Source organism: Vibrio sp. Isolate30 (assembly GCF_022397975.1).
Lineage (GTDB): Bacteria > Pseudomonadota > Gammaproteobacteria > Enterobacterales > Vibrionaceae > Vibrio > Vibrio fortis.
This window is the reverse complement of record NZ_JAKEUS010000003.1, coordinates 326,539-348,196: the sequence shown is the minus strand read 5'-3', so window position 1 is coordinate 348,196 and position 21,658 is coordinate 326,539. Positions and strand designations below refer to the sequence as shown.

The window sequence follows — 21,658 nt, the reverse complement described above, 5'->3', positions numbered from 1 at the left end:
ATAACTAGGAAGGCATGATGGTTGCGGTACGAAGCGCACATTTAAACCCAAGCGAACAGTTTGAGCTAGAAAGCTGGATTGCATCTTTAAATCAGGATGCCAAAACGTCGAATAAACTGATCAAGGTTTATCGTCACTGTGAAGAACTGCTAAAAGAGCATGAGCAAGCCTCACTGCTATTGTGGCGTGGCCGAGAGATGATAGAAATCTTGGTGACGCTATCAATGGATCGCGCGACACTCGTTGCGGCTCAGCTTTTCCCAGTTGTCTCCAGTGGTGTATTTGAGCGAGAAGCCTTTGAAGAGAGCTACGGCAAAGAGATCGTTAAACTGATTGATGGCGTTGAAGAGATGGCGGCACTTGGCCAACTCAACGTTACCCTTGAGGGTAGTGCAGCGTCGGGTCAGGTTGATAACGTGCGTCGCATGTTATTGGCGATGGTGGATGATTTCCGTTGCGTTGTTATCAAGCTTGCTGAGCGTATCTGTAACCTTATCGAGGTGAAAAAAGCCCCAGATGAGGTGCGTAGAGCGGCAGCGAAAGAGTGTGCCAACATTTACGCTCCCCTAGCAAACCGCCTTGGTATTGGTCAGCTTAAATGGGAAATCGAAGATTACGCCTTCCGTTACCAACAACCAGACACCTATAAACAGATTGCTAAACAGCTTTCTGAGCGTCGTATCGTTCGTGAACAGTACATCACTGACTTCGTTGATGATCTTACGTCTGAAATGGGGCGCTCTAGCATCAATGCCGAAGTGAGTGGTCGTCCGAAACACATCTACAGTATCTGGCGCAAAATGCAGAAGAAAGGCTTGGCCTTTGACGAGCTGTTCGATGTGCGTGCGGTACGTATCATCGCAGACCAACTGCAAGACTGTTATGCAGCACTCGGTGTTGTTCATACCAAATACAAACATCTGCCAAGCGAGTTCGATGACTATGTCGCGAATCCGAAACCGAATGGCTACCAATCTATCCATACCGTGGTTCTGGGACCAGAAGGCAAAACCATCGAGATCCAGATCCGTACTAAACAGATGCACGAAGACTCAGAACTGGGTGTGGCGGCGCACTGGAAGTACAAAGAAGGCTCATCAGGTGGTCGCAGTGGTTACGATGAGAAGATCACATGGCTGCGTAAGCTGATCGATTGGCAAGAAGAGATGTCGGACTCTGGCGAGATGCTGGATGAAGTTCGTAGCCAAGTCTTTGATGACCGTGTATATGCATTTACACCACGCGGTGATGTGGTCGACTTACCAATGGGCGCAACTCCATTGGACTTCGCGTACCATATCCACTCAATGGTCGGTCACCGTTGTATCGGTGCCAAAGTAGGTGGACGTATCGTTCCATTTACTCACAAACTCTCGATGGGCGATCAGGTTGAGATCATCACTCAGAAAGAACCAAACCCTTCACGTGATTGGCTAAACCCAACCACAGGTTTCGTTCATTCAGGTCGTGCTCGCGCCAAGATTAACGCTTGGTTCCGTGCACAAAGCCGTGAGAAAAACCTCGAGGCAGGTCGTGACATTCTAGAGAGTGAGCTGCATAAAATTGGCGCAACGCTCAAAGATGCAGACCAATATGCCCTGAAGCGTTTCAACGTGAATACGCCAGATGAGCTGTATGCCGGTATCGGTAGCGGTGATTTGCGTATCAACCAAGTGATCAACCACATCAACGCTTTGGTGAATAAACCAACGGCGGAAGAGGAAGATCAAAAAGCGCTAGAGAAGCTGCTTGAGTCAGAGAACAAGCCAGCTCAGCAGAGCCGCCCTAAGAAAGACGCGGTAGTGGTGGAAGGTGTCGATAACCTAATGACGCACCTTGCTCGCTGTTGTCAGCCAATTCCAGGTGACAGCATCAAGGGTTACATCACTCAAGGTCGTGGTATTTCGGTTCACCGTAGCGACTGTGAACAGTTGAGCGAGCTAAGAATCCACGCGCCAGAGCGTATTATTGATACGGTTTGGGGTAATGGTTTCGTCGGCTCTTACATCCTAACGCTGCGTGTTGAAGCGCTAGAGCGCAGTGGTCTATTAAAAGACATCACATCGCTGTTCGCGAATGAGAAGATAAGTGTTACGACTATGAAGAGTCGCACCGACTACAAGCGTCAGCTGTCAGTGATGGACTTTGACTTAGAGGTGACCAACATTGAAATTCTCAGCCGCGTAACAAGCCGCGTTGAGCAGATTAAAGATGTCATGAGCGTCAAGAGGTTGGGGTGATATTTGGTATTATCCTCGTCATTCCCTACAGTGAGGGACGAACGTGATAGGGAATCTCGCTATGCGGTTTGAGATCCCCAACTCGCTCATTCTTCACTCTTGGGGATGACAGATAAAGACAAAGGTGAGTGGTTTTAACTGCTCACCTTTTTTAGTTTTAAGAAAAGCATTAGATTAAAACAATCAAACAGAATAATAGGAAAGCACCATGAGCCACCCGATTGAACAACTAGAACAAATAATGGCAAAGCTGCGCGATCCAGAAGGTGGCTGCCCTTGGGATCTGAAACAAAATTTTGAAACAATCGTCCCGCATACTATCGAAGAGACCTATGAGGTGGTGGATGCGATTCACAACAAAGACTGGTCGAATCTGCAAGAGGAATTAGGCGATCTACTGTTTCAAGTGATTTTTTACAGTCAACTCGCGAAAGAGCAAGGGCTGTTTGAGTTTGCCGATGTGGTTGATGGTGTGAATGAAAAGCTCACTCGTCGTCATCCTCATGTTTTCTCTGATGTTGAGTTTGATGATGAAGAAGCAATCAATGCCAATTGGGAAGCGGAAAAAGCCAAAGAAAAAGCTCAAGCAGGCAAAACTCAGGAAAGTATTCTAGACTCAATACCAAACTCTCTACCTGCACTTTTGCGTGCTACAAAGGTGCAAAAACAGGTAGCCAAATATGGCTTTGATTGGGACTCGATCGGCCCGGTTGTCGATAAGGTCCGAGAAGAGGTTGATGAAGTGCTGGAAGAGGCACTACAAATTACGCCAAATGAGGATTTGGTAGAGGAAGAATTGGGTGATTTACTGTTCGCGACTGTGAATCTAGTGAGGCATCTAGGGAAAAATCCAGAATCGGCATTGAGTAAAGCAAACGTAAAATTTGAGCGTCGCTTTAAAGGAGTGGAAGGAAAAGTTCGTCAAAAAGGTAAAACTTTGAACGATTTTTCGCTCTCTGAGCTCGATTCTATGTGGGATGAAGTCAAGTTGGCGGAGAAAAGTTGAACAAAGCTTTTGTGCTGATTTGATTTGAAGCAAAAAATAAAAAATAGCAGTGTGATAGATTTCACGTTGTGGCGATAAGGGGCTTCTGGTATATTTTCATCCCGTCCAGAAGAAATCCATTTTCCCTCATTCAACCAATTTCAGGTTAAACATGACGACAAATTACATTTTTGTTACTGGCGGGGTTGTATCCTCTCTAGGTAAAGGTATTGCAGCGGCATCGCTTGCAGCTATTTTAGAAGCTCGTGGTCTTAAAGTGACTATGATGAAGCTTGACCCTTACATCAACGTTGATCCGGGCACTATGAGCCCAACTCAACACGGTGAGGTGTTCGTTACGGAAGATGGCGCTGAAACTGACCTTGACCTTGGTCACTATGAGCGATTCATTCGCACCAAGATGACTAAGCGTAACAACTTCACAGCGGGTCGTGTTTACTCAGACGTTCTAGCGAAAGAGCGTCGCGGTGATTACCTAGGTGCAACTATCCAAGTAATCCCTCACATCACTAACTCTATCAAAGACCGTGTAATCGCTGGCGCTGAAGGCCACGATGTTGCGATCGTTGAAGTTGGTGGTACGGTTGGTGATATCGAGTCTCTACCATTCATGGAAGCGATTCGTCAGCTAGCAGTAGAGCTAGGCCGTGAGCGTGCAATGTTCATGCACCTAACACTAGTTCCTTACCTAGCGGCAGCTGGTGAAGTGAAAACTAAGCCGACTCAGCACTCTGTTAAAGAGCTACTGTCTATCGGTATCCAGCCAGATATCCTAGTTTGTCGTTCTGATCGCATGATCCCTGCGAACGAGCGTAAGAAGATTGCACTTTTCTGTAACGTACAAGAAAAAGCGGTAATCTCAATGAAGGACGTAGATTCAATCTACAAGATCCCTCAACTAATTAAATCACAAGGTCTTGATGACCTAGTGTGTACTCGTTTTGGTATCAACGCTCCAGAAGCTGACCTATCAGAATGGGAACAGGTAATTTATGAAGAAGCGAACCCAACTGGTGAAGTAACCATCGGTATGGTTGGTAAATACATTGAATTACCAGATGCATACAAGTCAGTGAACGAAGCACTTAAGCACGCGGGTCTGAAGAACCGTCTGAGCGTTAAGATCAAGTACGTTGACTCTCAAGAAGTAGAAGCGAAAGGCGAAGAAGCACTTCAAGGCCTTGACGCAATCCTAGTACCAGGTGGCTTCGGTGACCGTGGTGTTGAAGGTAAGATTTTCGCAGCGCAATACGCTCGTGAAAACAAAGTACCTTACCTAGGTATCTGTCTTGGTATGCAAGTGGCACTTATCGAGTACGCACGTAACGTTGCGGGCATGGAAGGTGCACACTCTTCAGAATTTAGCAAAGACACGAAGTACCCAGTAGTTGGTCTAATTACTGAATGGGTAGATGGTGAAGGTAAAGTTGAAGAACGTACTGAAAAATCTGACCTAGGTGGTACTATGCGTCTAGGTTCACAGCTGTGTCACCTAGAGAAAGGGACAAAAGCTCGTGAACTATACGGTAGCGCGACGATCCATGAACGTCACCGTCACCGTTACGAAGTGAACAACAATCTTCGTCCACAAATCGAAAAAGCGGGCCTAAAAGTATCGGGTCTGTCTGCGGACAAGAAACTGGTTGAAGTTATCGAGATTCCAAACCACCCATGGTTTGTTGCAGCTCAGTTCCACCCAGAGTTCACTTCTACGCCTCGCGATGGTCACCCATTGTTCGAAGGCTTCGTTAAAGCGGCTGGTCAAAACCAGCGTGACGAATTAGAGAAGTAAGGAATACCGGCAGTAGCGTTTGCAGTGCTGCTGCCTTTAATTTGACATTATATATTCAACGAGAAGGAAACATTCAATGTCTAAGATCGTTAAAGTTCTAGGTCGTGAAATCATCGATTCACGTGGTAACCCAACTGTAGAAGCTGAAGTACACCTAGAAGGCGGTTTCGTAGGTATGGCTGCTGCTCCATCTGGCGCATCAACTGGTTCTCGCGAAGCTCTTGAGCTACGTGATGGCGACAAAGCACGTTTCCTAGGTAAAGGTGTTCTTAAAGCTGTTGAAGCTGTAAACGGCGAAATCGCTACAGCTCTAACTGGTAAAGACGCTAAAGACCAAGCTGCAATCGACGCAGTAATGATCGAGCTAGACGGTACTGAGAACAAATCTAAGTTCGGTGCTAACGCAATCCTAGCTGTTTCTCTAGCGAACGCTAAAGCAGCTGCTGCAGCTAAAGGCATGCCTCTATACGAGCACATCGCTGAGCTAAACGGTACTGCTGGTCAGTTCTCTATGCCTCTACCAATGATGAACATCATCAACGGTGGTGAGCACGCAGACAACAACGTTGACATCCAAGAGTTCATGATCCAACCAGTTGGTGCTAAGACTCTTAAAGAAGGTCTACGTATCGGTGCTGAAGTATTCCACAACCTAGCTAAAGTTCTTAAGTCTAAAGGCTACAGCACTGCAGTTGGTGACGAAGGTGGTTTCGCTCCTAACCTTAAGTCTAACGCTGAAGCTCTAGAAGTTATCGCAGAAGCTGTTGCAGCTGCTGGTTACGAACTAGGTAAAGACGTTACTCTAGCTATGGACTGTGCTGCATCTGAGTTCTTCGACAAAGAAACTGGCATCTACAACATGAAAGGCGAAGGTAAGACTTTCTCTTCTGAAGAGTTCAACCACTACTTAGCTGAGCTAGCTAACCAATTCCCAATCGTTTCTATCGAAGACGGTCTAGACGAGTCTGACTGGGATGGCTTCAAGCACCAAACTGAACTACTAGGTGACAAGCTTCAACTAGTAGGTGACGATCTATTCGTTACTAACACTAAGATCCTTGCTGAAGGTATCGAGAAAGGCGTAGCTAACTCTATCCTTATCAAGTTCAACCAAATCGGTTCTCTAACTGAGACTCTAGCTGCAATCAAGATGGCTAAAGACGCAGGTTACACAGCTGTAATCTCTCACCGTTCTGGCGAAACTGAAGATGCAACTATCGCTGATCTAGCGGTAGGTACTGCTGCAGGTCAAATCAAGACTGGTTCTATGAGCCGTTCTGACCGTGTTGCTAAGTACAACCAACTAATCCGTATCGAAGAAGCTCTAGGTTCTAAAGCTCCTTTCAACGGTCTTAAAGAAGTTAAAGGTCAATAATTCATAGCGAATTGTTAGCTTATAGCTTTTGAAACGCTCTACTTCGGTAGGGCGTTTTTTTATGTTTGTAGAAAATAGCGGGAAGAAGCTCTAGGTTTTAAAGCTCCCCCCCTTTACAACGAAAGCGGTCTTAAAGAAGTTAAAGGTCAATAATTCATAGCGAATTGTTAGCTTAAAGCTTTAAAAAGCGCCTCCGATCTCGGGGGCGTTTTTGTATCTGTCATTCCATAGACTGACGAAGGAAGGAGTAGGGAATCTCTTCCAATGTTAACTTCAATAGATTCCAAGTTAGTCGTCCCTCCTTTTGGGGAGTGACGAGAGTGGAAGGCGATTGGGTTACTACCATTAAAGATTCTGCCCGATAATTCTTCTACTTATCGATTCCCTTACACCACATATCTCGCACCAATAAGCGCATTATGGTATATATGTGCCTTATTCTAGTTCCTTCTTTTCTAACCGGCGAAAGGTGTTATGCGAATCTTTGCTCTTGTCCTGCTGATCTTACTTGGCTGGCTGCAACACACATTGTGGCTCGGTAAAAATGGCATTTCTGATTACTACACAGTGAACAACGAAATCGAAGTTCAAAGACAAGTGAACGAGAAGCTTCATACTCGAAATGCAGAAATGTTTGCTGAAATCGATGACCTCCGCCAAGGGCTGGATGCTATCGAAGAGCGCGCTCGACATGAGTTGGGAATGGTAAAAGAAGGCGAAACGTTTTATCGAATAGTTGGTGAGGAATCGCATTAATGTCGACTAGTAAACAAGGTATTGTCGCTGTTGTACCAGCGGCGGGTGTTGGCAGCAGAATGAAGGCCGACCGCCCGAAACAGTATCTGACGATTAACGCGACCACCATCTTAGAGCACACCGTTAACAAGCTGCTTGCTCACCCTCGAGTGAGTAAAGTTGTGGTCGCTGTAAGTGAAGGTGACCCATACTTTCCTGAGCTAAGTTTAAGCCAGCACCCTGACGTGGTGCGCGTTAAAGGCGGCAGCGAACGTGCCGACTCGGTTTTATCTGCTCTAAACTATATTCAAGAGAGTCATCTGGGTGAATGGGTCATGGTGCACGATGCTGCTAGGCCATGTATTCAACAGGATGACATCGATAAGCTCATTGAAGCGGCACTATCTCATCCAGTTGGTGGCATTTTGGCTGCACCGGTTCGAGATACGATGAAACGTGGTGTTGATGGACAGATTGATCACACGGTAGAGCGTGCAAACTTATGGCACGCATTGACACCGCAAATGTTTCGAACTTTACCGCTGCAACAGGCTCTAACAGAGGCTCTTGAACAAGGCGTGTCGATTACTGATGAGGCGTCTGCGTTTGAGTGGAAAGGCGCATCTCCAGCTCTGGTTGCTGGGCGCTCAGATAATTTTAAGGTAACTCAGCCAGAAGATTTAGCATTGGCTGAGTTCTATTTAAGTCAGAATAAGGAATAATGATGATTCGTATTGGCCACGGTTTTGATGTTCATAAGTTTGGTGGTGAAGGCCCTGTGATTATTGGTGGCGTGAGCATCCCTTATGAGCAAGGGCTGGTTGCGCACTCCGATGGTGATGTGGCTTTGCATGCTTTGTGCGATGCTTTATTAGGCTCGATCGCCGCGGGTGATATTGGTCGTCATTTTCCTGATACTGATGATGAGTGGAAGGGAGCAGATAGCCGAGAGCTACTTAAAGACGTTTATCGCCGCGTTAAAGAGCAAGGTTATCAAATCGGTAATGTGGACGTGACCATCATGGCACAAGCGCCAAAAATGGCTCCACATATTGATGCAATGTGCCAAGCGATTGCTGAAGATCTTGAAACAGATATTGGCAACGTGAATGTAAAAGCGACAACAACTGAGCGTCTTGGTTTTACCGGGCGTAAAGAGGGCATTGCAAGCGAAGCAGTCGTCCTAATTACTAAAAGTGCATAAGCACCAAAACGAAAAGAACAGCATGTCAGATATTCTATCTTCATTTGCCTATTTAAATGGCAAGCCAACGGCACAAGCTAAACTGAAAGCAAAGGCCGAGCATTTTGTGGTTATCGAAGACTTAGGTTTCGAATTCTCGGGAGAAGGTGAGCACCTAATGGTACGCATCCGTAAAACCGGTGAGAATACGAGCTTTGTTGCCAATGAATTAGCAAAGGCGTGTGGCGTAAAATCCAAAGATGTCAGCTGGGCAGGCTTAAAAGATCGCCACGCCGTGACTGAGCAATGGTTAAGTGTTCACCTACCTAAAGGTGATACGCCAGACTTTACTGCTTTCTTGGCGCAATACCCAAGCATTGAGATCCTAGCAACGGCGCGTCACAACAAAAAGCTACGTCCTGGTGATCTGGTGGGTAACCAATTTGAACTGACTCTGTCGGAAGTGACTGACACCGCTGATGTGGTAAACCGACTTGAGCAAGTCGCGAAGCTCGGTGTGCCAAACTATTTTGGTGCACAGCGTTTTGGTAATGAAGGGAATAACTTATCTGAAGCTCGTCGTTGGGGGCGTGATAACGTACGTACACGTAACCAGAATAAGCGCAGTTTGTATCTATCAGCTGCTCGCTCTTGGATCTTCAATCGCATTTTGTCTGAGCGTATTGAACAGAATGTGTTTAACGCTGCAGTTCTGGGTGATGTGATTTTCAATGCTGGTGAGCAGCAGTTGGTCACGGCTGAAAATATTGAAGCGGTGAACGTGGCGATTGAGAAAGGCGAAGCGCAGGTTTCTGTGGCGATGGCCGGAGATAATGCTCTACCGACACAAGATAGTGCGCTTGCTCTTGAACAGAAACACCTTGATGATGAGCCAGATTTGATGGCACTGATCCGCGGTAACCGTATGCGTCATGACCGTCGTGAAGCCTCTTTAAAGCCACAACAGCTTTCATGGGAAGTGGATGGCGACAACATCACTCTTAAGTTCTCGCTGGATGCAGGTTGCTTCGCGACTGCAATTGTTCGTGAGTTAGTGGAAGAAGTGGCTGTTGAGCGACAATACGCGCAATAAAGGCGTAAATTGGACGGATATAAGAAAGGATACAAAATGAAGATTTTACTCAGCAATGATGATGGCGTTCATGCTCAGGGTATTCATGCCCTAGCTGATGAGCTACGCGATCTTGCTGACGTTATTATCGTTGCACCTGACCGGAACCGCTCAGGTGCGTCGAATTCATTAACGCTTGAGCAGCCTTTGCGTGTTCAAGAAATTGCAGCGAACACCTACTCAGTACAAGGTACGCCTACGGACTGTGTGCACTTTGCATTGAATGAGTTGCTTAAGGATGACATGCCTGATTTAGTGCTGACTGGCATTAATCATGGGGCGAATCTAGGTGATGACGTACTCTATTCAGGTACTGTTGCCGCTGCGATGGAAGGGCACTTTCTAGGTGTACAATCAGTCGCATTCTCTTTGGTGGGCAAACAACACTTTAAAACTGCCGCTCTTATTGCACGCCAAATCGTCGAACAGCATTTAGCTCGACCGATCCCAACCAATCGTTTGTTGAACGTGAATGTTCCAGACGTTGCTATTGGTGATCTTAAGGGAACGCAGGTGACACGTCTTGGCGCTCGTCATCACTCTGAAGACATGATTAAGCAGAAAGACCCAAGAGGTCACGATATCTACTGGTTAGGTCCTCCAGGTAAAGAACAAGATGCCGGGCAGGGAACGGACTTTTATGCGATAGAGCATGGCTTCGTCTCAGTTACGCCGTTGCAAGTTGATCTAACTGCCCATGAATCTCTAGGTGCCATGTCGCAGTGGCTAGGAGAGCGCCAGTGACGAATCCCCATGCACACCGTTTAGTCAGTTTTCTGATTGAGAGTGGTATTCGAGACCAAAAGGTTTTGGATGCGATTTTTCGTTTGCCTAGAGAGCGTTTTTTATCGCAGGCGATGTATCACCAAGCCTACGACAACAACGCATTGCCTATTGGGCAAGGTCAGACAATTTCTCAGCCTTACATTGTGGCAAAAATGACGGAATTGTTGGAACTTCAACAAAGCAGCCGCGTCTTAGAAATTGGAACTGGCTCGGGGTACCAAACGGCTGTATTGGCTCAGTTGGTTGATCATGTTTATTCTGTTGAACGTATTAAATCGTTGCAGTGGGATGCTAAGAGAAGACTGAAACAACTTGATTTTTATAACATTTCCACGAAACATGGCGATGGCTGGCAAGGTTGGTCTGCGAAAGGTCCATTTGATGCCATCATCGTAACTGCGGCAGCCGAATCAATCCCTCAGGCGCTCTTAGAGCAATTGAGTGATGGCGGTCGCTTGTTGATCCCTGTTGGGGACAATGAACAACAACTGTTAAAAATTACCCGCCAAGGCGATGAGTACCTTTCAGAAACGATTGAGATGGTACGCTTTGTTCCTTTGGTTCCGGGTGAACTGGCGTAATAAAACTATTGGTGTAGATGGATAACAACTGAATGCGTTCACAGTTTTCAAAAGGGATAGCGATATTGTTGAGTTGCGTACTGGCAGGGTGCGCAGCGAATTCCCCTGCACCTGTATCAAACCTAAACAAAGATTACTCGACCATAGAGCGTGGCAGTTATCGTGGTAGCTATTATGAAGTTCAGAAAGGCGATACCCTCTACTTTATCGCCTATTTGACCAACAAAGATGTTAATGATCTGATTCACAACAACGATCTGTCCGCGCCTTACACTATCCACCCAGGGCAGAAGCTTAAGTTATGGCGTCCATCGTACAAGGCACCTGCTTATGGCAAGTCCACTGCAGTTGCGGCGGCGACTCCGGCTCCTAAACCTGCGCCAGTGGTTCCAGTTGCGAGTACTCCAAGCTCTACCAGTTCAAAATCCTCTAAGCCAGCGACGACCAAAGCTGAGCCTGTGAAGAGCAAAAACTCTAAACCGGCACCTGTGCAGTCAACGGCGAAAACGGTTAAAAAAGATCCACCAAAGAAGGTTGAACAATCGAAGCCAAAGGAGTATGTTGGTTCTAAAGGTAAACAGAATGTTACAACCGCCAGCAAGCCAACTAACGATAAAGTATCGAAATGGTTATGGCCAACCAAAGGGAGAGTAATCAAGAATTTCTCTGTAGGTGAACAAGGAAATAAAGGCATCGACATAGCAGGACAGCGTGGTCAGCCTATCGTATCTACTGCAGGGGGAACGGTTGTTTATTCGGGTAATGCACTCAGAGGCTACGGCAATCTCGTGATTGTAAAGCATAATGACAACTACTTAAGTGCATACGCGCATAACGATCGACTATTAGTATCTGAAGGGCAAAGTGTTAAACCAGGACAGAAAATTGCCACAATGGGAAGTTCTGGAGCCAAAAGCGTTCGGCTGCACTTTGAGATTCGTTACCAAGGTAAATCCGTTAATCCAAAACGTTATTTGCCTTAATACGGGTGCCGCAACGGTACTTGTATACAGTGACATAGTCATTTAGCGACATTTGAAGTTGTAATGTCTTGCTAATATCGCCAGGGGGAGGCGTTATGAGTATCAGCAATGCAGTTATTAAAGAAGAGTTCGAACTTGATCAAGAGACCACGGAGTTGGCAAATGTTGAGCAAGGCGAACAAACCGTCACTAAAAAAGCAGAAGTAAAAGAAGAAGTCGAAGTGACTTCGAAGAGCCTAGATGCAACACAGTTGTATTTGGGTGAAATTGGCTTCTCACCACTCTTAACCGCAGAAGAAGAAGTGCTTTATGCTCGTCGTGCATTACGCGGAGACGAAGCAGCTCGCAAGCGCATGATCGAAAGTAACCTACGTCTTGTGGTAAAAATTTCTCGTCGTTATAGCAATCGCGGCCTGGCTCTGCTTGATCTTATTGAAGAAGGCAACCTAGGTCTGATTCGTGCGGTTGAGAAGTTCGATCCAGAACGTGGTTTCCGTTTTTCTACTTACGCAACATGGTGGATTCGTCAAACGATTGAACGTGCGTTAATGAACCAAACGCGTACTATCCGTCTACCAATTCATGTAGTGAAAGAACTCAATATCTACCTGCGTACTGCTCGCGAACTATCGCAAAAGCTTGATCATGAACCAACAGCCGAAGAGATCGCAACTAAGCTAGATAAGCCGGTGAGCGATGTAAGTAAAATGCTACGCCTTAATGAGCGCGTAAGCTCGGTCGACACGCCGATTGGTGGTGATGGTGAGAAAGCACTACTGGACATCATCCCAGACGTAAATAACTCTGATCCAGAGGTTTCAACTCAAGATAGTGATATCAAAACGTCACTGATCTACTGGTTAGATGAACTGAATCCTAAGCAGAAAGAGGTGCTAGCACGCCGCTTTGGTCTTCTTGGCTATGAGCCATCGACCCTTGAAGAAGTAGGGCGTGAAATTAGCCTAACTCGCGAACGTGTGCGTCAGATTCAAGTAGAAGGTCTACGTCGTTTAAGAGAGATCCTTATCAAGCAAGGTTTGAATATGGAAAATCTATTCAACGTTGAAAATGACTAATCTTGGGTTAGAAAAAACAAAAAAACGCTGATATATCGTCAGCGTTTTTTGTTTTTATCGGGCTTTAGAAGTCTGCTCTATAGCTAAAGAAGCTTCTTCAAACGATACAACTCTTCTAGAGCTTGGCGTGGTGTTAGATCATCAGGATCTACGTTTGCTAGTGCTTGCTCTACTTCACTTGGCTCTGGGATCAAGCTCAGTTGGTTGGCAATATCAACGCCACTTGGCTTAGCTGTCGGTGTCTCAGCGCTCAGCGCTTCCAATTGAGTAAGCTTAGCTCGCGCATTCTTAATCACCGCTTTTGGTACACCGGCCAACCCAGCTACGGCAAGACCATAAGATTTGCTTGCGGCACCTTCTTGAACTGCGTGCATGAAGGCAATGCTGTCACCATGCTCAACGGCGTCCAAATGGACATTCGCCAAAGTTGGAATTTGGTTTGGTAACTCGGTCAGTTCAAAGTAGTGCGTCGCAAACAGTGTCATCGCATTGATTTGGTTTGCTAGCCACTCTGCACTTGCCCAAGCCAGTGACAGGCCATCGTAAGTACTGGTACCGCGACCAATCTCATCCATTAGAACTAAACTGCTTGGTGTTGCGTTATGCAGAATGTTGGCTGTTTCCGTCATCTCGACCATGAAAGTTGAGCGACCAGATGCAAGATCGTCGGATGCTCCAATTCGAGTGAAGATACGGTCGATAGAGCCAATCGTTGCACTCTCGGCAGGAACGTAACAACCAATATGAGCCATTAGTGCGATCAACGCGGTTTGACGCATATAGGTCGATTTACCACCCATGTTTGGACCTGTGATGATCAGCATCTTACGTTGATCATTTAGGTCAATTGGGTTAGCAATGAAAGGTTCGTCCATAACCTGTTCAACTACAGGGTGACGACCTGCTTGAATGTGTACCCCAGGTTCTTTGGTTAGAGTAGGGCGGCAGTAATCTAATGTATCTGCGCGCTCAGCTAGGTTCTGTAGTACGTCTAATTGAGATACTGAAGAGGCGATGTTTTGTAACTGCTCTAGATGTGGCAACAGTAGGTCGAATAGTTCTTCCCATAGCTGTTTCTCAATCGCCAGCGCTTTAGACTTAGAATTTAGAACCTTATCTTCATGCTCTTTTAGCTCAGGAATAATGTAACGCTCAGCGTTCTTCAACGTTTGGCGGCGCACGTAATGAGGTGGCACCAAGTGACTTTGACCACGGCTCACCTGAATAAAGAAACCGTGTACGTTGTTGTAGCCAACCTTTAACGTATCAATACCGTGACGTTCACGCTCTTCAGCCTCGAGCTTGTCTAGGTATTCTGTTGCGCCATCTGCAAGGTCACGCCACTCATCCAATTCAGCGCTGTATCCTGCTGCAATAACGCCACCGTCACGGATCACAACCGGAGGGTTCTCTTTGATTGCACGAGTCAGTAGCTCGGACACTTCTTCAAGAGGCGCGGCGTATTGTGCAAGCTGGCTTAGATATGGGTGAGAGACTTGCTCTAATGTATCTGCAAGTTCTGGAAGATAGTCCATCGCTTGGCGTAAGCGTGCCATATCACGTGGGCGTGCTGAGCGAAGTGCTAGACGTGCCAAGATACGCTCAATATCACCAATCTGTTTTAATGTTGGCTGTAGTTCAGTAAACAGCGCAACGTCTTTCATTTCACCAATTGCATCTAGGCGTTGATCGAGTGCAGAGATGTTACGCATCGGCTGATGTAACCAACGTTTAAGCATACGACTGCCCATTGGCGTTGCTGTGTGATCAAGCACTTCAGCTAGTGTATTGTCTGTACCACCGGCTAGGTTATGGGTGATCTCTAGGTTACGACGAGTTGCGGCATCTAAGATCACCGAGTGATCTTGACGATCGTAAGTCAGTGAGCGGATATGCGGCAGCGCGGTACGTTGGGTGTCTTTTACATATTGGATCAAACAACCTGCAGCACACAGACCAAGCTTGGCATGTTCCACACCAAAGCCAACCAGATCGCGAGTGCCGAATTGTTTGTTGAGCTGCTGTTTAGCCGTATCTAGTTCAAATTCCCATACTGGGCGACGGCGGTTACCGTTACGGTTCGCCATTAACTCTACAGGTTCAAAATCTTCAGGGAAGAGTAGCTCTCTAGGAGAAGTGCGTTGCAGTTCTGCCGCCATTGACTCTTCAGTCTCTGGTTCTGAAAGCTGGAATCGACCCGAGGTGATATCCAACGTTGCGTAGCCAAACTTACCGTTATGGTGGTAGATCGCAGCAATGAGGTTATCAACGCGCTCAGAAAGAAGGGCTTCATCAGTCACTGTACCCGGTGTCACGATACGAACAACGGCACGTTCTACTGGGCCTTTCGATGTCGCAGGGTTACCAATCTGTTCGCAGATCGCCACAGATTCACCCAATTGAACCAATTTCGCAAGGTAGCCTTCTACTGCATGAAAAGGAACACCTGCCATCGGGATAGGTTCGCCTGCTGATGAACCGCGTTTAGTTAGGGAAATATCGAGGAGTTGAGATGCTCTTTTGGCATCATCATAGAAAAGCTCGTAGAAATCTCCCATGCGGTAGAAAAGCAGGATCTCTGGATTCTCTGCTTTGAGTTTTAGGTACTGCTGCATCATGGGAGTATGTTTTTGATCGGCTTTCACAGTTAACTTCTTTCGTTTATTTCTATTGCGGCTTAGGATACGTGAAAGCGATACCTGCGAAAAGCGGCGCAAGCGATAAAGATTCAAATTCACTCATGCAAAAACAACGGAGTTTGTCACCATGTCATCGATTCAACAACTCAGCGAAAAACTTGGCCAACTTCTATTAGAAAACCAGCACGTGTTAGTGACGGCAGAGTCGTGCACAGGTGGTGGGGTTGCAAGCGCAATCACGGACATAGCAGGCAGCTCTGCATGGTTTGATCGTGCATTTGTCACATACAGTAATGAAGCCAAACAAGAGATGATTGATGTACAAGCTTCAACACTCGAAGCACATGGAGCGGTAAGTGAAGCTGTGGTGATTGAAATGGCTCAAGGCGCATTGGTGCACTCAAATGGCACGATCGCAGTATCGATCAGTGGTATTGCTGGCCCTGGTGGTGGCAGTGAAGAGAAGCCTGTCGGCACCGTTTGTTTTGCGTGGGCTACAAACAGTGGCTGGCAAAAAGTAGAAACGCATGTATTTGCGGGTGATCGATCACAAGTACGGCAACAAGCGACCGCCTGCGCGCTTAAGGTTATTTATGATTACCTGTTGGAAGAGAAGTAACAATTGTACAAATAATTTTCATACAGGTATGGACACTGTATGAATCAACAGTATAATAAACACCAATTAGTCACCCCTATGTGGGTTAGAAACAGATTCTAAATCGCTTGTTATAGACAACCGATTATGTGGAGATAGTAATGGACGAGAATAAACAAAAAGCGTTAGCCGCAGCCCTTGGTCAGATTGAAAAGCAGTTTGGTAAAGGCTCTATCATGCGTCTTGGTGACAACCGCACAATGGATGTAGAAACCATTTCTACTGGCTCGCTATCTCTGGATATCGCACTAGGTGCTGGTGGCCTGCCAATGGGTCGTATCGTTGAGATCTATGGTCCAGAATCATCAGGTAAAACAACCCTAACACTAGAGCTTATCGCAGCAGCTCAACGTGAAGGTAAAACATGTGCATTCGTCGATGCGGAGCACGCACTAGACCCTATCTATGCTCAAAAGCTGGGTGTTGATATCGATGCGCTTCTTGTTTCTCAGCCTGATACCGGTGAGCAAGCACTAGAAATCTGTGATGCGTTAGCGCGTTCAGGTGCGATTGATGTTCTTGTTGTCGACTCTGTAGCAGCATTGACACCGAAAGCGGAAATCGAAGGTGAGATGGGTGATAGCCACATGGGTCTGCAAGCGCGTATGCTTTCTCAAGCAATGCGTAAGCTAACAGGTAACCTGAAGCAATCTAACTGTATGTGTATCTTCATCAACCAAATCCGTATGAAGATCGGTGTTATGTTTGGTAACCCAGAAACAACAACGGGTGGTAACGCACTTAAGTTCTACGCATCTGTTCGTCTTGATATCCGTCGTACTGGCTCTATCAAAGAAGGTGACGAGATTGTAGGTAACGAAACTCGCATTAAGGTTGTTAAGAACAAGATTGCTGCACCATTTAAGCAAGCTGAAACTCAAATTCTATACGGTCAAGGCTTTAACCGTGAGGGTGAGCTAATCGACCTAGGTGTTAAGCATAAGCTGATTGAAAAAGCGGGTGCTTGGTACAGCTACAACGGCGATAAGATCGGTCAAGGTAAAGCGAACGCTGGTAAGTTCCTTCGTGAGAACCCAGAAGCAGCGAAAACTATCGATGCTAAGCTTCGTGAAATGCTACTGACTCCAGCTCAAGCTGAAGAGCCAGAGACAGGTGAAATGCCGCAAGAAGAGTTATAATTAACTCGCTCTGATTGGAAAGCCTCGCACTTGCGGGGCTTTTTTGTACCCACTATTTTTTGTTCCTACTATCCTAGCTGTTATTTCTTATCCCCTTCGGAAGGTCACTTTCTTCTTCACTGCTGAACGACTCTTGGTTTACTGACTCCAGTGCTGCAATCAAGGGTGATGTCTTGCTACGATTTGCTTTCCCTGTCCACACTGAACTAGCTGTAGAAAAAGTCTAATTTCGTTCTTTTTCTCGGAAAGTTCTAATCATGACAAAACACTGATATTAGAGCGGGGTGTGAGTTTATTTCATTTTCTATCAATTGCTTATATTGATGTCTTTGTTCGTCGTTACATTCTTTATACGCTGATGTGTTGGTTTGGTGTGAAGTTTTATCCGTCATTACATTTTGGTTTGAGAAAGGTTTGTGGCTCGGTGTTATGTCGGGTGATAAATTTTTCCCACGATTTGAGGTTACTGATAGTTAAGTTATTAATTTGGTTTTGTGAATAGGTAAGAGAATGTCAAAGATTAAGAGAAAAGACGCAGAGTTAGCGACGCATTTACTAGAGGAGTATCGAACGATGACATCGATAGAGTCCTTTCAACTGGATGTGCTGCAAAGCCTAGTAAAAGTGCTGTCTGCAAACATCAAGTCATTGGATAGTAATGACCGTAACGTCTTACTGAATCTTGCCAAGCAGAATCTCGATGTAGAGATGGATTTCTCACAATCTGCAGGCTTCGATGACGCTTTACCAAAGCTGACCGAATTTAAAACTGTTATTAACGTCATTTAAATAGCACTAGAAAAATAAAACAGATGGCTTTTGAGTCGTCGGAAATCAAAAGGATAAATCATGAATAAAGTTACGTTTCTTGGTGAGCAGGTCGCATTAGCAGGTCATTTTCCAGGTAAAGGCGAGCAACTAGTAACACCTGAGCTGTGTACTCTGTCGCTTAACCCACTGACAATCTCTGATGTAGACAGCAAGTACAAGCTGATTTACTTATTCCCAAGCATCGATACACCAGTGTGTGCTGCAACGACTAAGAGCTTGTCTGAACTGGCTCAATTAAACCTGAAAGATGTGTCGATCTATACCGTATCAGCAGACCTACCATTTGCGTTGGCGCGTTACAATGAAGCGTCTGAAATTGCCAACGTTGAGCACCTTTCTGTGTTTAAAGACGTAACTGCGCTGAACACATTTGGTGTTGAAATAAAAGACCACGCTCTAACTGGTCTTGCTTCACGTGCGGTTATCTTATTGGATAGCGAAAATAACGTGATTCACAGTGAACTGGTTAGTGAGATCACCGAAGCACCAAATTTCAACCTTGTTGTTGAAGCTATTCAAGGCTAATTCGTTTTTGATTGTAACCTCAAGGCTTCTAGTCTTGAGGTTTTTTCATTTTATGGATGAGTTTGCTTACTCTATTTCGATTGTCGATCTTGAGCATGATGCTGCGCTATTTTGTGCGCCGTTTGGTGACTATTACTCTCGATTTTGAAGAATTCCGGCCTAAATTCTATCCCAATGGCTCTTTTGTACAAGAAAACTAGTCGAAGCCTTAACCATGATCTACAATACGGCAAAATTCTAACTCGACTATTTTCAGGAAGAGCTGCATGTACATGAGCACTGATGAGGTTCGCAACGCGTTCCTTAAGTTCTTTGAGAGCAAAGGACACCAAATCGTAGACAGTTCATCGTTAGTTCCACATAACGATCCAACCCTGCTATTTACTAACGCAGGTATGAACCAATTCAAAGATTGTTTCTTAGGCGCCGAAAAGCGTGCCTACACTCGAGCGACTACGGCTCAACGTTGTGTACGTGCTGGTGGTAAACACAACGACCTTGAAAACGTAGGTTTCACGGCTCGTCACCACACATTCTTTGAAATGCTTGGTAACTTCAGCTTTGGTGACTACTTCAAAGAAGACGCGATTGCGTTTGCTTGGGAATTCCTAACAGAAACTCTACAACTACCAAAAGACCGTCTACTGGTAACGGTATACGAGACAGATGACGAAGCATTCGATATCTGGAACAAGAAAGTAGGTGTACCTGCTGACCGTATCGTTCGCATCGGCGACAAAGAAGGTGGTAAACAGTTCGAGTCTGACAACTTCTGGACAATGGGTGACACAGGTCCTTGTGGTCCATGTACTGAAATTTTCTACGATCACGGTGAACACATTTGGGGCGGCCGTCCAGGCACTCCTGAAGAAGATGGTGACCGTTTCATCGAGATCTGGAACAACGTATTCATGCAGTTCAACCGTCATGCAGACGGCACAATGGAACCGCTACCTAAGCCTGCTGTAGATACAGGTATGGGTATTGAGCGTATCTCTGCAATCATGCAAGGCGTACACTCAAACTACGAAATCGATGTATTCCAAAAGCTAATCAAAGCGACAGCTGAAACGATCGGTTACGAAGACCTATCAAACCAGTCGCTACGCGTTATTGCTGACCACATTCGTTCTTGTTCATTCTTGATCGCTGATGGCGTTATGCCTTCAAACGAAGGTCGTGGTTACGTTCTACGTCGTATTATTCGTCGTGCAGTTCGTCACGGTAACAAGCTTGGTGCACAAGGCGTATTCTTCCACAAACTTGTAGGCGTGCTGGCTGAAGTTATGGGCAGCGCAGCAGACGAGCTGAAGAAGCAACAAGAACTTGTTGAAAAAGTACTTCGTATCGAAGAAGAAAACTTCGGTCGCACACTAGAGCGCGGCATGGTTATCTTGAACGAAGCACTAGATGCACTTGAAGGTAAAGAGCTAGACGGTGAAACCGTATTCAAACTTTACGATACCTACGGCTTCCCAGCTGACTTAACTAACGATGTAGCTCGTGAGCGTGACTTCACTATTGATGAAGAAGGCTTCGAGAAGGCGATGGAAGTTCAACGTCAGCGTGCACGTGAAGCAGGTCAATTCGGTACTGACTACAACGCGACGATCAAAGTTGAAACCAATACTGAATTCTGTGGTTACACTGGTACAGAAGGTGCTGGCGAAATTTCTGCACTTTTCGTTGAAGGTGAAGAGGTTGCTTCTCTGTCTGCTGGCGATAAAGCAATCATCATCCTTGAAGAGACACCATTCTACGCGGAATCAGGCGGTCAATGTGGTGATACAGGTACGCTAAAAACTGCATCTGGTCTTTTCAAAGTTGAAGACACTCAGAAGCTAGGCAACGCATTTGCACACCACGGTGAGCTAGTTGAAGGTGTATTCGCTAAAGGCGATAAAGTAGAAGCAACAGTAGACGCTGAACGTCGCGCTGCTATCTCACTAAACCACTCTGCAACTCACCTATTGCACGCGGCACTGCGTGAAGTTCTAGGTGAGCATGTTGCTCAGAAAGGTTCTTTGGTTAAGCCTGACAACCTACGTTTCGACTTCTCTAACCTTGAAGCGGTAACACCAGCACAACTGAAAGAAGTTGAGCGTCTAGTGAACGCACAAATTCGTAAGAACCATGTGATTGAAACTAACATCATGGATATCGAATCAGCGAAGGAAAAAGGTGCGATGGCACTCTTCGGTGAGAAGTACGATGACGAAGTTCGCGTACTGTCTATGGGTGAGTTCTCTACTGAGCTTTGTGGTGGTATCCACGCTTCAAACACAGGTGATATCGGTCTGTTCAAGATCACTTCTGAAGGTGGTATTGCAGCGGGTATCCGTCGTATTGAAGCCGTAACGGGTGAAGCTGCGCTGGATGCTATCGAAGAGCAACAAGCTAAGTATGAAGAGAAGATTGCTGAATCTACTTCTAAGGCGAAAGCACTAGAGAAAGAGATTCAAAAGCTGAAAGAGAAGATGGCTGCATCTGAAAGTGCAAACATCATGGGCAAAGCACAAGAAATCAACGGCGTGAAAGTACTGATCGCAGGTATGGAAGGTGCTGATCCTAAGAACCTACGTACTATGGTTGATAATGCTAAGAACCAAATGGGTAGTGGCGTTGTGATGCTAGCTAACATCAATGGCGACAAGATTGGTCTTATCGCGGGTGTTACTAAAGACCTTATCGGCAAAGTAAAAGCGGGTGACCTAGTTAAGATGGTTGCTGAGCAAGTTGGTGGTAAAGGCGGTGGTCGTCCTGACATGGCTCAAGCAGGTGGTACAGACGTATCAGCACTGCCTGAAGCGATGAAGTCAGTTCAAGCATGGCTAGAAGAGCGCCTATAAAACTAATCTCTTGATCCAAAGATGCCCAATCACCCGATTGGGCATCTTTTATTTTGTATCATCGTTAATTACGTAAGCTAATAAAAAGTATTGAAATTAACCAAGAGGTTGGAACTTAGAGTCGACCT

18 protein-coding genes are annotated in these 21,658 nt (G+C 45.9%); 17 read left to right on the top strand and 1 reads right to left on the bottom strand.

Going from position 1 to position 21,658, the window contains the following annotated elements:
• Positions 1-17: 17 nt before the first annotated feature.
• From relA to rpoS, 12 genes are all read left to right on the top strand, one after another.
• Positions 18-2,240 carry a GTP diphosphokinase gene (gene relA / locus L1D60_RS11770; RefSeq protein WP_239841237.1) on the top strand — a complete coding sequence of 741 codons (2,223 nt, stop codon included), beginning with the start codon at positions 18-20 and terminating at the stop codon, positions 2,238-2,240.
• Between the two features lie 208 nt (positions 2,241-2,448).
• Entirely contained in the window at positions 2,449-3,246 is a 798-nt protein-coding gene (gene mazG / locus L1D60_RS11765; RefSeq protein ID WP_239841236.1) for a nucleoside triphosphate pyrophosphohydrolase, read from the top strand.
• Positions 3,247-3,397: 151 nt separating this feature from the next.
• Positions 3,398-5,038: a CTP synthase gene (locus L1D60_RS11760; protein WP_004739047.1), complete on the top strand. Its 1,641-nt coding sequence runs from the start codon at positions 3,398-3,400 to the stop codon at positions 5,036-5,038.
• 76 nt (positions 5,039-5,114) lie between these two features.
• A complete protein-coding gene (gene eno / locus L1D60_RS11755) occupies positions 5,115-6,413 on the top strand; it encodes a phosphopyruvate hydratase (RefSeq protein WP_239841235.1) in 1,299 nt (432 codons plus the stop codon).
• Between the two features lie 474 nt (positions 6,414-6,887).
• Entirely contained in the window at positions 6,888-7,169 is a 282-nt protein-coding gene (ftsB, locus tag L1D60_RS11750; protein WP_239841234.1) for a cell division protein FtsB, read from the top strand.
• Positions 7,169-7,870 (top strand): 2-C-methyl-D-erythritol 4-phosphate cytidylyltransferase, encoded by a 702-nt coding sequence (ispD, locus tag L1D60_RS11745; RefSeq protein WP_239841233.1) that lies wholly within the window; start codon positions 7,169-7,171, stop codon positions 7,868-7,870. The genes ftsB and ispD overlap by 1 nt, the downstream gene beginning before the upstream one ends.
• A gap of 2 nt (positions 7,871-7,872) precedes the next feature.
• Positions 7,873-8,352, top strand: a complete 480-nt coding sequence (gene ispF, locus L1D60_RS11740; protein WP_239841232.1) for a 2-C-methyl-D-erythritol 2,4-cyclodiphosphate synthase — start codon at positions 7,873-7,875, stop codon at positions 8,350-8,352.
• A gap of 22 nt (positions 8,353-8,374) precedes the next feature.
• A complete protein-coding gene (truD, locus tag L1D60_RS11735) occupies positions 8,375-9,424 on the top strand; it encodes a tRNA pseudouridine(13) synthase TruD (protein WP_239841231.1) in 1,050 nt (349 codons plus the stop codon).
• Between the two features lie 36 nt (positions 9,425-9,460).
• Positions 9,461-10,207: a 5'/3'-nucleotidase SurE gene (surE, locus tag L1D60_RS11730; protein ID WP_239841230.1), complete on the top strand. Its 747-nt coding sequence runs from the start codon at positions 9,461-9,463 to the stop codon at positions 10,205-10,207.
• Positions 10,204-10,830: a protein-L-isoaspartate(D-aspartate) O-methyltransferase gene (locus tag L1D60_RS11725; RefSeq protein WP_239841229.1), complete on the top strand. Its 627-nt coding sequence runs from the start codon at positions 10,204-10,206 to the stop codon at positions 10,828-10,830. The genes surE and L1D60_RS11725 overlap by 4 nt, the downstream gene beginning before the upstream one ends.
• 32 nt (positions 10,831-10,862) lie before the next feature.
• A complete protein-coding gene (gene nlpD, locus L1D60_RS11720) occupies positions 10,863-11,813 on the top strand; it encodes a murein hydrolase activator NlpD (RefSeq protein WP_239841228.1) in 951 nt (316 codons plus the stop codon).
• Positions 11,814-11,908: 95 nt separating this feature from the next.
• Complete coding sequence (gene rpoS, locus L1D60_RS11715; protein WP_239841227.1) at positions 11,909-12,889, top strand: RNA polymerase sigma factor RpoS; 981 nt, start codon at positions 11,909-11,911, stop codon at positions 12,887-12,889.
• 83 nt (positions 12,890-12,972) lie between these two features.
• Here rpoS and mutS read toward each other — a convergent pair whose 3' ends face one another.
• Complete coding sequence (gene mutS / locus L1D60_RS11710) at positions 12,973-15,534, bottom strand: DNA mismatch repair protein MutS (protein ID WP_239841226.1); 2,562 nt, start codon at positions 15,532-15,534, stop codon at positions 12,973-12,975.
• A gap of 121 nt (positions 15,535-15,655) precedes the next feature.
• On the opposite strand from mutS, the gene pncC reads away from it, so the two are divergent.
• From pncC to alaS, 5 genes are all read left to right on the top strand, one after another.
• Positions 15,656-16,147 (top strand): nicotinamide-nucleotide amidase, encoded by a 492-nt coding sequence (pncC, locus tag L1D60_RS11705; protein ID WP_239841225.1) that lies wholly within the window; start codon positions 15,656-15,658, stop codon positions 16,145-16,147.
• A 140-nt stretch (positions 16,148-16,287) separates the two neighbouring features.
• Positions 16,288-17,325, top strand: coding sequence for a recombinase RecA (gene recA / locus L1D60_RS11700; RefSeq protein WP_239841224.1), 1,038 nt, complete (start codon positions 16,288-16,290; stop codon positions 17,323-17,325).
• Between the two features lie 510 nt (positions 17,326-17,835).
• Entirely contained in the window at positions 17,836-18,114 is a 279-nt protein-coding gene (locus tag L1D60_RS11695) for a hypothetical protein (protein WP_239841223.1), read from the top strand.
• Positions 18,115-18,174: 60 nt separating this feature from the next.
• Positions 18,175-18,681 carry a thiol peroxidase gene (tpx, locus tag L1D60_RS11690; protein ID WP_239841222.1) on the top strand — a complete coding sequence of 169 codons (507 nt, stop codon included), beginning with the start codon at positions 18,175-18,177 and terminating at the stop codon, positions 18,679-18,681.
• A gap of 266 nt (positions 18,682-18,947) precedes the next feature.
• Positions 18,948-21,530, top strand: coding sequence for an alanine--tRNA ligase (alaS, locus tag L1D60_RS11685; protein WP_239841221.1), 2,583 nt, complete (start codon positions 18,948-18,950; stop codon positions 21,528-21,530).
• The last annotated feature ends 128 nt before the right edge of the window (positions 21,531-21,658 follow it).